Here is a 13,827-nt window from a genome sequence, read left to right as displayed (position 1 = left end):
TTATTTTTATAACTACTGTAGTACTAATTTTGTTTCACTTTTTGGAAAAGTGCAAATATGGAAAACAATAACACATCAAAGCATCAATATTTTTACGCGGTTGGGTTAAGCTACAAGAAAGCCGATGCAGAGATTAGAGGGAAGTTTAGTTTAGATGGTGTTGCAAAAACTCGTTTGTTAGAGCAAGCTAAGAATGAAGGAATAGAGAGTTTAATAGTGACTTCAACCTGCAACCGTACTGAGATTTACGGTTTTGCAGAACATCCATTTCAATTGATCAAATTGATTTGTGAGAATAGTCAAGGTTCTGTTGAATCCTTTCAAAATGTAGGATTTGTTTATAAAAATCATGAAGCCATTAGTCATTTATTTCGAGTGGGAACGGGTCTTGATAGTCAGATTCTAGGAGATTTTGAAATTATCGCTCAAATTAAATCCAGTTTTTCACAGTCAAAAGGATTAGGTTTAGCCAATGCTTTTATGGAACGATTGGTCAATTCTGTCATCCAAGCCAGTAAAAAAATAAAAACGGATACCGAGATAAGTTCCGGAGCTACATCAGTTTCTTTTGCGGCAGTGCAATACATTATCAAAAATGTAGAAGATATTGGTAACAAAAACATATTACTTTTTGGTACGGGAAAAATTGGTCGAAATACCTGTGAAAACCTAGTAAAGCATACTAAAAACGAACACATAACCTTAATCAATAGAACTAAAGAAAAGGCAGAAAAACTGGCTGGGAAATTAAATCTTATTGTTAAGGATTATTCAGAATTGCATCTTGAATTACAAAAAGCGGATGTTGTTGTGGTTGCCACTGGTGCACAAAATCCAACTATTGATAAAGCGATTTTGAATTTAAAAAAACCATTGTTGATTTTAGATTTGTCAATTCCAAAAAATGCACATGAAAACGTGGAAGAACTGGATGGAGTGACCTTAATTCACATGGATTACTTGTCACAGTTGACAGATGAAACTTTAGAAAACAGAAAAAAACACATTCCAGCTGCCGAAGCGATTATCGAAGAAATTAAGGAAGAGTTCATCACTTGGACCAAAGGCAGAAAGTTTGCGCCAACAATTAATGCTTTGAAAGCAAAATTGAACGCGATAAAAGCTTCTGAACTTGATTTTCAAAGCAAGAAAATATCAAATTTCAATGAAGAGCAAGCGGAAATAATCAGCAACCGCATTATCCAAAAAATTACTACCCATTTTGCCAATCATTTAAAAGATGATAACACTATGGTGGATGAAAGTATTGAATGGATTGAGAAAGTTTTTAAAATAGGAGCAACGGCTAAATAAAGTTGGCGCCATTAAAATCAAATCAGGAGAGAACTTCATTTCTCATGGGTTGAAAAAATTAAAATAGTGAACAAAACGATACGCATAGGAACCCGTGATAGTGAACTCGCACTTTGGCAAGCCCACACTGTTCAAAATAAGTTAAACGATTTAGGATACAAAACCGAAATTGTTGCCGTAAAATCTCAAGGTGATATCATTCTTGATAAGCCACTTTACGAATTAGGAATCACCGGAATTTTTACCAAAACACTGGATGTTGCTATGATTAATGGCGATGTTGATATTGCGGTACATTCTATGAAAGATGTTCCAACTGCATTACCACAAGGAATTGTTCAAGCTGCAGTTCTTGAAAGAGCCAATACACTCGATATTTTAGTTCATAAAGGAAATCTAGATTTTTTAAATAGTACAGGAACAATCGCTACGGGTAGTTTACGCCGTCAAGCACAATGGCTTAATAAATACCCCAATCATACTGTAGTTGATTTGCGCGGAAATGTAAATTCACGCATGAAAAAACTACAAGAAAGCGACTGGAGTGGAGCCGTATTTGCAGCAGCAGGGCTAGAAAGAATCAATCTTAAACCAGGAGATTATATTGATCTAGACTGGATGATTCCAGCACCAGCGCAAGGAGCTATGCTTGTTGTAGCAATGGCAAATGATGAGTATTCTCGACAGGCATTGCACGAACTGAATGATATTGACACTGAAATATGTACCCACATTGAAAGACAATTTCTTAAAACTTTAGAAGGTGGTTGTACGGCACCTATTGGTGCTTTAGCCGTTTTTGTAGCCGATGATATTGTCTTCAAAGGAGTTTTGTTTTCTATTGATGGTAAAGAAAAAATCGAAATTGAGAAAACAGTTCCCATGCAAGAATGGAAAAAATTAGGGTATTTCTGCGCACAAGAAATCCTTGAAAATGGCGGTGTAGCATTGATGAAATCTATAAAAGAGAAATTAAAAAAATAATGAGTCAAAAAAGTATTTTATCGACCAGAACACTAACAGATGCTCAAAGAAAAGTTTTTATTGATGCTGATTTTGATCTTTTAGAAGAAGATTTTATCGAAATAAAAAACAATTTGTTTGATTTAAAAAGTATCAATGCGAATTTGATTTTCAGCAGTCAAAATGCAGTTTTGAGTTTAATAGAACAAAATGGTTGGGAGGTTTTAAAAACTAAACCTGTGTTTTGTGTAGGCATAAAAACCAAAGAATTGCTAGAGCAACATGGCTTTACTGTAGATGTGTATATGGATTACGCTTCTGAACTTGCAGAGATAATTACACTGATTTACAATAAAGAGCATTTTACTTTTTTGAGTGGGAACCTGCGTAAGGAAACACTTCCTGCTGCGTTAAAAGATGCTGGAATCATTTTTAATGAGATTGAGGTGTATCAAACTACACTTACTCCTTTTAAGATTTCAAGTCAGGAAAAATTTGATGGTATTCTTTTCTTTAGTCCATCGGCTGTGGAAAGTTATTTCACTAATAATACAATTCAAGACGAAGTTTGTTTTTGTATTGGCACCACAACAGCATCGTCATTAGAATCAAAGAAAATTAAGAACATTGTCATACCTGAATTTCCTATTATCGAAGAAGTAATTGAGGAAGTGATTGCATATTATAAAGAATCGTAATTCCCACTGCGGAATGTTTACGTAAAGATCATAAATTAAAAAATTAGACAAACTAAAAGTCACAAAGCATATTAAAATGAACAGCACCGATAATCAAGCAAAAGTACTTAAAAATGACCTGTTTTTAAGAGCGTTAAAAGGAGAAGTAGTAGAGCGTCCGCCAGTTTGGATGATGCGTCAAGCGGGTAGGTATTTACCAGAATTTAGAGCTTTGCGTGACAAATATGATTTTTTCACTCGTTGCGAAACACCAGAATTAGCTGCCGAAATTACGGTTCAACCTATTCGTAGAATTGCTCCAGATGCTGCCATTTTATTTTCGGATATTCTTGTAGTGCCTCGTGCTATGGGAATTCACGTGGAATTAAAAGACAATTTAGGACCAATTATCCCGAATCCTATTCGTACCATGGAGCAAGTAAACCAAGTTTATGTTCCGGATGTAAATGAAACTTTGGGATACGTTTTTGATGCGGTAAAATTAACCAAAGAAATGTTGAACGATGAGGTGCCTTTAATAGGTTTTGCGGGTTCGCCATGGACTATTTTTTGTTATGCTGTTGAAGGCAAGGGCTCTAAAAGTTTTGATACTGCCAAAGGATTCTGTTTCTCTGATCCAGTAGCGGCGCACACTTTATTACAAAAAATTACCGATACCACTATTTTATACTTATTAGAAAAAGTAAAATCAGGTGTGAATGCCGTTCAGATTTTTGATTCTTGGGGCGGTATGTTATCGCCAGTTGATTATCAAGAATTCTCCTGGAAATACATCAACCAAATCATTGATGCCTTAGCTGAGGTAACTCCAGTTATTGTTTTTGGTAAAGGATGTTGGTTTGCTTTGAACGAAATGGGTAAAAGTAAAGCCTCTGCACTAGGAGTAGATTGGACTTGCTCGCCTAGAAATGCACGTTATTTGTCAGGTGGAAACATCACTTTACAAGGTAATTTTGATCCCTCTCGATTATTTTCTCCAATTCCAGTAATTAAGAAAATGGTTCATGAAATGATTGACGAATTCGGAAAAGACAAATATATTGTGAATTTAGGCCACGGTATTTTACCAAATATCCCTGTGGATCACGCCAAAGCCTTTATTGATGCGGTGAAGGAGTATAAACAATAGTTTGAAATTTGAAAATTACATAGTTTACAAACTGCAACCAATTGATTCCAATCAGTTGTATCAGTTTATGTTGGATAATAAGGAACGATTAAAATTATTTTTTCCAGTAACATTGGAAATGAATAGTTCTTTAGAAAAAACACAAGCCTATATTTCAATTAAAAATAAAGAAATAGAAGAGAAGACAAATTTTACTTTTGCTATTCGAGATAAAAACAACCAACAAATTATAGGTTTAATTATTATTAAAAAACTCGATTGGGATAAAAACCAAGGAGAATTTGCATACTGTATTGGTTCGGAATATGAAGGAAATGGTTTGACTTCATTTGCGGTAAAAGAAATGACAAATTTTGCTTTTGAGTATTTAGGTTTGAAAACACTTCAGATTATAGCTCATAAAAGTAATTTAGGAAGTGTAAAAGTAGCTGAGAATAACGGTTTCGTTTGGCAAAAAACTTTGCAAAATGAATTTACTCCAACTAATGATGAGCCATTAGACATGGAATTATATGAATTGTACAATGAAAAATAAATTTTACCAATACATACAAAATCTTCAAGACCAGATTGTTGCTGGCTTAGAAGCCGTTGAAGGTCAAGCCAAATTCAAGGAAGATCTTTGGGAACGTCCAGAAGGCGGCGGAGGAAGAACACGTGTAATCGAAAACGGAAATGTTATCGAGAAAGGCGGTGTGAATATTTCGGCAGTGCATGGAAAATTACCCGATTCGATGCAAAAATTATTCAATGTAGGTGAAGCCGATTTTTTTGCCTGCGGATTGAGTTTGGTAATACATCCTAAAAACCCAATGGCACCTACGGTTCATGCCAATTGGCGCTATTTCGAAATGTATGACGATAAAGGAAATATTATCAACAGTTGGTTTGGTGGCGGACAGGACTTAACTCCCTATTATTTATTTGAAGAAGATGCGATTCATTTTCACCAAACCTGTAAAACCGCTTGTGATAAGCACAATCTAGATTTTTATCCCAAGTTTAAAAAACAATGCGATGCCTATTTCTGGAACGCACATCGTAATGAAGCTCGCGGACTCGGCGGATTATTCTTTGATTACTGCAAAGCAACCGAGCAAATGTCGATGGAAAACTGGTTTAACTTTGTAACCGAAGTTGGTAATTCATTTTTAACCGCTTATGTTCCAATATTAGAAAGACGAAAAAATTTACCATATACCGCAGAACAAAGAACCTGGCAAGAAATACGAAGAGGTCGCTATGTTGAGTTCAATTTGGTGCACGACAAAGGCACTTTATTTGGCCTAAAAACCAATGGAAGAATCGAAAGTATTTTGATGAGTTTGCCGCCACATGTTCAGTGGGTTTACGACCATCATCCAGAATCAGGAAGTGAAGAGGAGAAATTATTGAAAGTGTTGGAGATTCCTGTTGAGTGGATTTAAAGCAATTAGCGCTCAGCTTGTAGCCATTAGCCTAAATTTAAAAGCATGAAGGATTTTAAAAATTTTGTAGTTTGGCAAAAATCACATCAATTAACTCTTGATGTCTATAAAATGACACATAATTTTCCAAAAGAAGAGCTTTTCGGCTTAACTAGCCAAATGAAAAGATCCGCAAGTTCAATTTCGACTAATATTGCTGAAGGTTGTGGAAGGAATTCAGATAAAGATTTTGCTCGATTTTTAATAATTGCATTTGGATCAGCAAATGAATTAGAATATCAATTTATACTGAGTCGAGATTTAAATTTCATCAATAATGAGTCAAGTGAAAAACTATTATTTCAAGTTGAAGAAATTAAAAAAATGCTCAATAGTTTAATATCTAAGCTATATAACAAATAAAATTTTAATTGCCGAAAGCTAATTGCTGAAAGCTAAAAGCTAATATATATGTTCCCATTACAAAGAGGTCGTCGTTTAAGAATAAACGAATCAATTCGTTCGTTAGTTAGAGAAACTACATTAAGTCCAAGTGATTTTATGTTTCCAATGTTTATTGCCGAAGGCGAAAACGTACAGGTAGAAATTCCATCTATGTCAGGAATTTTTCGTCGTTCTATTGATTTAACTGTAAAAGAAGTGCAAGAATTATTCGATTTAGGAATTCGAGCAGTAAATATTTATGTAAAAGTCGACGAAAATCTAAAAGACAACGCCGGTACTGAAGCCTGGAACCCAAACGGACTCATGCAAAATGCCATTCGCGCCATCAAAGCCGCTTGTCCAGAAATGATTGTCATGCCTGATGTGGCTTTGGATCCGTATTCTATTTATGGTCATGACGGAATCATTGCAAACGGTGATGTAGAAAACGATTCGACGAATGAAGCTTTGGTAAAAATGGCCGTGTCTCACGCTCAAGCCGGTGCCGACTTTGTAGCGCCAAGCGATATGATGGACGGACGTGTACTACGCTTGCGCCAAGGTTTAGATGCTGCAGGGTATCATAACGTGGGCATCATGAGTTATTCTGCTAAATATGCTTCGGCATTTTACGGACCGTTTCGCGATGCTTTAGACTCTGCTCCAAAAGACGCTGATGTAGTAGTTCCAAAAAATAAAAAAACCTATCAAATGGATTATGCCAATCGTCTTGAAGCCATCAAAGAAGCACTTTGGGATGTTGAAGAAGGCGCTGATATGGTCATGGTAAAACCTGGAATTGCATACTTAGATATCGTTCGCGAAGTAAAAAATGCAGTGCATGTGCCTGTAACGGTATATCATGTTTCTGGCGAATATGCCATGATCAAAGCCGCTTCCGAAAGAGGTTGGTTAGATCACGATCAAACCATGATGGAGCAGTTAATGTGCATCAAGCGTGCAGGAGCTAGTTTGATTTCGACTTATTTTGCCAAAGAAGCGGCAATACTTTTAAATAAAAAATAATGAAAAAGATCCTTTGCATGATTGCTGTATGTTGCTTTCTATCTTGTAAAAAAGAAGAAACAAAGAAAGAATCCTTGTACCCAACAACTACTGAAGAAGTTGCTCAAACTCCAGTAGATTTAGGAAAAGAAATTTTTGAAGGAAAGGGAAATTGCATCGCCTGTCACCAAATTGACAAAAAGGTAATTGGTCCCAGCTTACAAGATATTGCAGGTATTTATAAAAGTAAAAATGCTGACATGGTCACGTTTTTAAAAGGTGAAGGCGAGCCAATTGTAGACCCAAGTCAATACGAGGTGATGAAAGCTAATTTTGCACTCACAAAAGCCATGTCTGACGAGGAATTGAAAGCGCTAGAAGCCTACGTATATTCTCATGTAAAATAAAGTTTTTTAGGAGCTATATCCTGCTATCCGCTATATCTCTTGTGTTCGCTAGCGCTACCACAAGAGGATGCCGCTTCTATCAGGGCTAAAAACAAAGACCATTCGCAAGTACGAATGGTTTTTTTATGACCGTATGTAGTCTACAATGATTATTTTTTTACCTTTAAAAAATGGAAACAGTCTACATTAAAACGCCGTTAGGAATTGCTGCTATTACCGGTGATGTAAATGGTATTTCTGAAATAAGAGTGTTAGAAGAGGGTGAAGTATCAGCTCAAATTCCCGACTTTTTACAAGAGGCTGTACAGCAACTTCAAGAATATTTCGATGCCAAAAGAAGACATTTTACCTTTAAACTCAATCCCAAGGGAACTGATTTTCAACAAAAAGTTTGGAACGCATTACTTGATATTCCGTATGGGAAAACAAGAACGTATCTAGAACAATCCAAATTTATCGGCGACCCAAAAGCCATTCGAGCTGTTGCTTCGGCCAATGGGAAAAATCCGTTGTGGATTGTGGTTCCGTGTCACAGAGTAATTGGTAGTGATGGTTCATTAACAGGCTATGCAGGAGGTTTATGGCGCAAAAAATGGTTATTAGAACACGAAAATCCTTCCCCGCAACATAGTTTATTTTAGTTGGTTATGAATATTTTTTTTATATTCGTTTAGGAATATCCGTGTAAATCTTTTAAATCAGCGTCATCTGCGTGCCATAAAAAATGATCGAAAAAATAAATCTCAACAACATCCTTTTCTTAGACATCGAAACTGTTCCTGAATCTGAAAATTACGATGCTTTAGATCCGGAAATGCAATCGCTGTGGGAACACAAAACCCAATACCAACGCAAAGAAGAGTTTTCTCCCGAAGATTTTTATGATCGAGCAGGTATTTGGGCCGAGTTTGGTAAAATTGTGTGTATTTCGGTAGGTTATTTTACCATCAAAGGTGACATTCGTAATTTTCGAGTAACGAGTTTTTTTGGCGATGAGAAAAAAATACTTTCCGACTTTAATAATTTGCTCAACAATCACTTCAATCAACCGCAGCATGTTTTGTGCGGACACAACGCCAAAGAATTTGACATTCCCTTTTTGGCTAGGCGAATGATTATCAATAACATTGCAATTCCAGACAAGTTGAATTTATTTGGAAAAAAACCTTGGGAAATTCCACATTTAGATACTCTAGAATTATGGAAATTTGGCGATTACAAACATTTTACGTCCTTGAAATTAATGTGTAAAGTGCTCGGAATTCCTTCTTCAAAAGGCGATATCGATGGCAGTCAAGTGGGTCATGTATTTTATGTAGAAACGGACATTGATCGTATTGTAACCTATTGCGAGCGAGATACGATTGCTGTAGCACAAATATTTTTGCGTTTGCGTAGAGAAGAGTTGTTGATTGAAGACGAGATTATTCATGTGTAAGTAACTTCAATGGCAATATCAAAATTCAATGGCAAATACAATTTTAAAATTCTTTTACTGAAATTGACATTGCAATTGACATTGAACATTGATTTATTACATTTACAAAAATTATAAGTTATGGTATTGAGTAGATTTTGGCTGGTTATTTTTATTTCATCAATTGTTTTTGTGGTAGTGAGTTTGTTCACTTCAAATACCTACACAATTGATTATGTCTTAAATGGAAAAAAAGACGACCCGATTTTGATTTCTGAAAAAATGCCGGAGCAATTGCCGCTTTTTATCAAAGACAGTATCAAAAATGCACCAGATCAAACCATGATTGTCAATCGCGATACTTTAAACGCGGATACAACTTATGTATTTAAAAATAAAACGGTAAAAATCTATAGTGGCGTACAAAAATCAGATGGTTTATTACCTACTTGTAAAAGTACTTTACTGGATTTAGTTTTGCCATTAATGGCCTATTTGGCTTTCTTTTGTGGGTTGATGGAGCTGTTAATAATTTCAGGCGCTTCAGGGAAATTAGCCAAAGCTTTAAGTCCTGTTTTTGTAAAAGTATTTCCGAGTATTCCCAAAAATCACCCATCGATATCCTATATGACGTTGAATTTTGCAGCTAATTTTCTTGGCTTAGATTCGGCTGCAACACCTTTTGGCCTCAAAGCTATGGAAAGTTTACAAGAAATAAATCCTGAAAAAGACAAAGCTAGTGATGCGCAAATCATGTTTATGTGTTTGCATGCCTCAGGACTTACTTTGATAGCTACTTCAATTATTGGCTACCGTGCTGCTGCAAATGCAAGCAATCCAGCCGATGTGATGTTGCCTTGTATTATTACGTCCTTCATAGGTACAATTGCTGCTTTTTTGATTGTGGGTATTAAGCAAAAAATTAATTTCAAGAGTGCTTCTTTAGTATTGGTTTTAATTACGTTAATAGCAGCTATAATAGGTTTGTTGATGTACGTGAATCAGTTGGATTTAATTGGTAAAAATTACTTTACTTCTAATCTTTCTGCTTTGATATTGATAGCTATTATCGCTTTTACGTTGATTTTTGCTTTCATAAACGAAAAGAAATTTACCGATGCAAGTACTACGGTATTTGATGCCTTTGTGGTAGGTGCTAACAATGGTGTTAAAACAGGAGTTACCATATTTCCTTATGTGTTAGGTATGCTTGTGGCAATTTCCTTGTTTAGAAACAGTGGCTTATTTGAAATCATTAGCAACTGGATTGCTTTTATTTTCTCTAACATGGGCGTAAGCAAAGAAATCACAGATGCGTTGCCAGTAGCCTTGCTACGTCCATTTAGCTCTGCGGGTTCTAGAGGGTTTTTGATAGATTCTATGAATACTTTTGGTCCTGATTCCTTAACGGCTCGCTTGAGTAGTATTTTTCAATGCAGCGCCGAAAGTACTTTTTATGTAATTGCGGTTTATTTTGGTTCGGTAAACATCAAAAATACTCGTTACGCTTTAGGAACCATGTTGCTGGTAGACGTGATATGTGTAATTACGGCTATTTTTGTGGCGAGCTGGTTTTTTTAAAAATAGTTACATGTAAATACTATAATATTACAGACAGTTTTGTTCTAAGATTTAAAATATAGTCTTTAATACTCTTTTTTGACCCTAAATAGGATTGTATAAATAGTGCTTGAACAATTTTCCCAATTTAGGTTTTAGGATGTTTTTAAGACGATTAGCTAGATCCGTTTTTGATACTAGTATTATTTAGCAAGGAGATTTGTTTTGGAGCATATAACAAAATCATTTGAGCTGTAGATAATGCTTTATAGTGTTTCAGGATTATCTTTTTATCATGTAAATGTTGGTAGAAATAAAAATTAAAAAGGGGTTGTCTACAATAGACAACCCCTTTTTTGATCAATGTATGAGATAATTTATTCTTTAATGAATTTCTTGGTCATTGTCTTTTGACCGTCATTTACTTCTAAAAGGTAAACCCCAGAAGCTAGTTTACTTACATTAATTGCATTTTCAGAAACTTTCCCTATTTCTACTTGTTTTCCTAATAAATTATAAATGGTGTAATTAGCGTTGCGATTATCTACCATTCTAACATTTAAAAATTCTGAAGACGGGTTTGGAGATATAGTGTAATCAAAAATATTGTTTTCATTTCCTAGACCATCTGCAATACTTGTAGTAAACCCTGCTATTGCAGCTCCACCAATGTTTACGGTATAATCTTCTACTTCACCATATGAAAAAGTTTCACAAGCTGTTTGTGCTGCGTTGTATTTCATGGAAACTCTCATGCGGGTAGGTCCAGATAATGCTGTTGTAGGAACCGTAAAGGTACCAGTTAGGTTTGTACTACTTGACGAAGATCCAGAAACAACTTGTTCTGTGGTTTCAAAAACACCATTTTTGTTATAATCAATCCAGATTTTCCAATATTCAGTGTAAGCAGTTCCACTGAAACCTGCACTAAAAGTGATCGTATTTGATCCGTAAGGTACATTTCCTGTCAAAGCTGTAAAGTTTCCGTATCCTGCATTTGCGCCAGATGTATTGGCAATTCCTCCTAATGCAACATAATCAATGTATTCTGAAGTTGCATTACTTCCTTTAGAAACACAGTAAGTTACAGTAGTTCCAGTTGTAGTAACGTTTACTGCATTACTAGCAGCTGATAGATTCCCCGCGGCATCTTTTGCTTTTACGGTGAAAGTATAAGCAGTAGCTGCTGTTAATCCTGAAACGGTATAGGATGTTCCTGTAACAGTAGTTAGCAAGGTTGTTCCTTGGTACACATTATAGCCAGTAACCGCAACATTGTCCGTTGAGGCAGTCCAAGTCAAGTTGGTTGAGGTTGCAGTTGTTCCTGAAGCTGCTAAGCTTGCTGGTGCCGAAGGTGCAACAGTATCTGCTGTGCCAGCATAAGCAGCTCCAATTCCTACAGCATAAAATGCATTTGTTGTTGCTATTACTTCTGGTGAACCTGCTCCATATAAATCTACTGCTGATTGAATGCCGTATGTTCTTGCATTAGCATAATTTGAATTTGCTGATAAATAAACACTTTCTAAACGGTATGCTATTTTTTCTGCCTTTGCAATCGTAATTCCCGTTACATTGAAAACACTTCCGATGTCATTTGTACCAGATTTCCCGATAGATAAAATATAAAACCAGTGATTTAAAACTCCACTGTTGGTATGTACTCCGCCTGAATCTGCGGTTCCTGCATACCAGTTAGTTCCTTTATAGGTATCTGGTTGACCTTCAGCATTTGGATTACTCATTGAACGAAGTGATAAATGACCAGTTCTTCTTTCAATATCTTCTCCAATAAGCCATGTTGATTTTGTTGGTGCTGCTGAAAACTCAATACAAGCTCCCCAGATATCTGAGAATCCTTCATTCATTGCTCCAGACTCGTTTTGATACGTTAAGTTAGCTGTGTTGCTACAAACGGCATGGCCTATTTCGTGACCCGCTACGTCTAATGCTGTTAATACATCAAATCCGCCAGTACCACTTCCATCGCCATAAGTCATCACTGAACCGTTCCAAAAAGCATTGTTGTTGTCAGGATATCCAGCTGCAATTAGGTTGTAGTGAACATAACTTTTTATTTTTGCTCCTGCATTATCATAACTATTACGTCCATGTTTCGTTGAAAAATAATCGTATGTTTTCTCGGCTCCCCAATGCGCATCTAGAGCTCCGTTATCTTTGTTGGTATTGTTAAATTCTGCTGCAGTCCAGTTGTTATCTGCATCGGTAAAATTAGTGGTAGGATAAGTGGCTGTTCTAGCTGAGTTATAAGTTTGTACACCTAAACCTCGGGTAGCATCAGATAATATGTAAGATGAACCGCTTAAAGCTGTCTGAATAGATTGAGTACCGCTATATCGTGTTGCAGCATTTGCAATTACAGCCGCACTAGAAGTAGTTTTTGCAGTTGCTCTTTCAGTAGAATTAGTTTGACGACCATGACTATATTCTCCTAAATGTTTGATGGTAGCATTATAAAGCAAAACTTCTCCTGTAACGGCATCAATGTAAACATCTCCGCGACTTACAGGGAATGAAGCGTACATGTCAAATTTGTAAGCCAGCCTCAAGTTGTTGTCCTTTTGTTTTGATTGTAAACTTACTCCCGCTGGAAGAAAAACTAATTCTCCAGTAGGTTTTTCGTAGCTCATCATTTTAGCATCTTCTGGTGATTCCCAAAGATATTTTTTAGCTCCTATTTTTTGTAGTGCTATTTCAAAAGCTTGTTGGTTGCTTAAAGCCGCTTTAGTGTTGGTTTTTTCTGGGGAATAAAAATCACCACTCATGGATTCTAATTTTCCTTCTTTAGAGTGTAAGGTATACGTAGAGAATTCCACTTTTATACCTTGATGGTACAATTGAAATTTTTCATGTGAATATCCTAATTTATCAGTTTCAGACCTTGTTTTATGAAAATTAGAGTTGCTTTTTAGACCTAATTGTTCTGTGAATACCTTTTCTGCATCTGATGATTTGTAGGTGGATTGTTTATAAAAAACAATTAGCGATGGCTTTCCTTTTTCATCTGTAGTTTTTTGTTTCACGAATTTTGAGGCATCTTGTGCGTATCCCTCGATTGTTAATAAGGAAACGGATGCAAAGAGCACAATTTTACCTAGTAATTTTGTTTTCATTGATTTTGGGTTTTAGTTAGTTGTTTAAAAAAATGATTTAAACTGGAGACGAATTTAACAAAAAAACATTACGATGTATATTTTATGTTAAAAAAATGTAAAATAAATGCTTTTTATTGTTAATAATACTGTAATATGTGTATTTTAAATTATTGATTACAAAAAAATACTACAGTTTTATATTTTAAATATTCTGCTATAAGTTACATGTGATACCTGAATTCAATTGTAATTATCGCAAGGAACGTTTCGAAACATATTCAATTTTGTTTTGAATTTATTTGCTTTTAAATCACTTTCAATTGTTGAAATAATGTTTTAAAAGAATACTCTTTTTAATGCATTTCCTT

The 13,827-nt window shown here is 35.5% G+C and carries 13 protein-coding genes; 12 read left to right on the top strand and 1 reads right to left on the bottom strand.

Features of this window, described 5'->3' with window-relative positions:
- The first annotated feature begins 57 nt into the window (after positions 1 to 57).
- The 12 genes from hemA to IQ05_RS12725 all read left to right on the top strand — a co-directional run bounded on the left by hemA (position 58) and on the right by IQ05_RS12725 (position 10,364).
- The gene (hemA, locus tag IQ05_RS12780) at positions 58 to 1,314 is read left to right on the top strand and encodes a glutamyl-tRNA reductase (RefSeq protein WP_144893540.1); all 1,257 of its coding nucleotides are present in this window, start codon (positions 58 to 60) and stop codon (positions 1,312 to 1,314) included.
- Positions 1,315 to 1,377: 63 nt separating this feature from the next.
- On the top strand, positions 1,378 to 2,298 hold the full coding sequence (gene hemC / locus IQ05_RS12775) for a hydroxymethylbilane synthase (protein WP_144893539.1): 921 nt from the start codon (positions 1,378 to 1,380) through the stop codon (positions 2,296 to 2,298).
- Positions 2,298 to 2,975 (top strand): uroporphyrinogen-III synthase, encoded by a 678-nt coding sequence (locus IQ05_RS12770; protein WP_144893537.1) that lies wholly within the window; start codon positions 2,298 to 2,300, stop codon positions 2,973 to 2,975. Before hemC ends, IQ05_RS12770 begins: the two co-directional genes overlap by 1 nt.
- 76 nt (positions 2,976 to 3,051) lie before the next feature.
- Positions 3,052 to 4,104 (top strand): uroporphyrinogen decarboxylase, encoded by a 1,053-nt coding sequence (gene hemE / locus IQ05_RS12765; RefSeq protein WP_144893535.1) that lies wholly within the window; start codon positions 3,052 to 3,054, stop codon positions 4,102 to 4,104.
- 1 nt (position 4,105) lies between these two features.
- Positions 4,106 to 4,639, top strand: coding sequence for a GNAT family N-acetyltransferase (locus tag IQ05_RS12760; protein ID WP_244289576.1), 534 nt, complete (start codon positions 4,106 to 4,108; stop codon positions 4,637 to 4,639).
- The gene (gene hemF, locus IQ05_RS12755) at positions 4,629 to 5,531 is read left to right on the top strand and encodes an oxygen-dependent coproporphyrinogen oxidase (RefSeq protein WP_144893533.1); all 903 of its coding nucleotides are present in this window, start codon (positions 4,629 to 4,631) and stop codon (positions 5,529 to 5,531) included. The genes IQ05_RS12760 and hemF overlap by 11 nt, the downstream gene beginning before the upstream one ends.
- Before the next feature lie 45 nt (positions 5,532 to 5,576).
- A complete protein-coding gene (locus IQ05_RS12750; RefSeq protein WP_144893531.1) occupies positions 5,577 to 5,933 on the top strand; it encodes a four helix bundle protein in 357 nt (118 codons plus the stop codon).
- Positions 5,934 to 5,981: 48 nt separating this feature from the next.
- On the top strand, positions 5,982 to 6,980 hold the full coding sequence (gene hemB, locus IQ05_RS12745; protein WP_144893529.1) for a porphobilinogen synthase: 999 nt from the start codon (positions 5,982 to 5,984) through the stop codon (positions 6,978 to 6,980).
- Entirely contained in the window at positions 6,980 to 7,366 is a 387-nt protein-coding gene (locus IQ05_RS12740) for a c-type cytochrome (protein WP_144893527.1), read from the top strand. Before hemB ends, IQ05_RS12740 begins: the two co-directional genes overlap by 1 nt.
- Positions 7,367 to 7,536: 170 nt before the next feature.
- The gene (locus tag IQ05_RS12735) at positions 7,537 to 8,007 is read left to right on the top strand and encodes a methylated-DNA--[protein]-cysteine S-methyltransferase (protein WP_144893525.1); all 471 of its coding nucleotides are present in this window, start codon (positions 7,537 to 7,539) and stop codon (positions 8,005 to 8,007) included.
- A gap of 83 nt (positions 8,008 to 8,090) precedes the next feature.
- A complete protein-coding gene (locus tag IQ05_RS12730; protein ID WP_144893523.1) occupies positions 8,091 to 8,804 on the top strand; it encodes a 3'-5' exonuclease in 714 nt (237 codons plus the stop codon).
- Positions 8,805 to 8,924: 120 nt separating this feature from the next.
- Positions 8,925 to 10,364 carry a nucleoside recognition domain-containing protein gene (locus tag IQ05_RS12725; protein ID WP_144893521.1) on the top strand — a complete coding sequence of 480 codons (1,440 nt, stop codon included), beginning with the start codon at positions 8,925 to 8,927 and terminating at the stop codon, positions 10,362 to 10,364.
- Between the two features lie 356 nt (positions 10,365 to 10,720).
- Here IQ05_RS12725 and IQ05_RS12720 read toward each other — a convergent pair whose 3' ends face one another.
- Positions 10,721 to 13,477, bottom strand: coding sequence for a M4 family metallopeptidase (locus IQ05_RS12720; protein ID WP_144893519.1), 2,757 nt, complete (start codon positions 13,475 to 13,477; stop codon positions 10,721 to 10,723).
- Positions 13,478 to 13,827 lie beyond the last annotated feature (350 nt).

The organism is Flavobacterium tiangeerense, assembly GCF_007830355.1.
GTDB classification, from domain to species: Bacteria; Bacteroidota; Bacteroidia; order Flavobacteriales; family Flavobacteriaceae; genus Flavobacterium; species Flavobacterium tiangeerense.
Note: the sequence above shows the minus strand (reverse complement) of the source record. Positions and strands in the feature narration are given on the sequence as shown.

Bases quoted from the DNA above. Each gene is read 5' to 3' on its own strand.
- hemA (WP_144893540.1), top strand. From the start codon at position 58: ATGGAAAACAATAACACATCAAAGCATCAATATTTTTACGCGGTTGGG.
- IQ05_RS12770 (WP_144893537.1), top strand. From the start codon at position 2,298: ATGAGTCAAAAAAGTATTTTATCGACCAGAACACTAACAGATGCTCAA.
- hemE (WP_144893535.1), top strand. From the start codon at position 3,052: ATGAACAGCACCGATAATCAAGCAAAAGTACTTAAAAATGACCTGTTT.
- hemF (WP_144893533.1), top strand. From the start codon at position 4,629: ATGAAAAATAAATTTTACCAATACATACAAAATCTTCAAGACCAGATT.
- IQ05_RS12750 (WP_144893531.1), top strand. From the start codon at position 5,577: ATGAAGGATTTTAAAAATTTTGTAGTTTGGCAAAAATCACATCAATTA.
- hemB (WP_144893529.1), top strand. From the start codon at position 5,982: ATGTTCCCATTACAAAGAGGTCGTCGTTTAAGAATAAACGAATCAATT.
- IQ05_RS12740 (WP_144893527.1), top strand. From the start codon at position 6,980: ATGAAAAAGATCCTTTGCATGATTGCTGTATGTTGCTTTCTATCTTGT.
- IQ05_RS12735 (WP_144893525.1), top strand. From the start codon at position 7,537: ATGGAAACAGTCTACATTAAAACGCCGTTAGGAATTGCTGCTATTACC.
- IQ05_RS12730 (WP_144893523.1), top strand. From the start codon at position 8,091: ATGATCGAAAAAATAAATCTCAACAACATCCTTTTCTTAGACATCGAA.
- IQ05_RS12725 (WP_144893521.1), top strand. From the start codon at position 8,925: ATGGTATTGAGTAGATTTTGGCTGGTTATTTTTATTTCATCAATTGTT.
- IQ05_RS12720 (WP_144893519.1), bottom strand. From the start codon at position 13,477: ATGAAAACAAAATTACTAGGTAAAATTGTGCTCTTTGCATCCGTTTCC.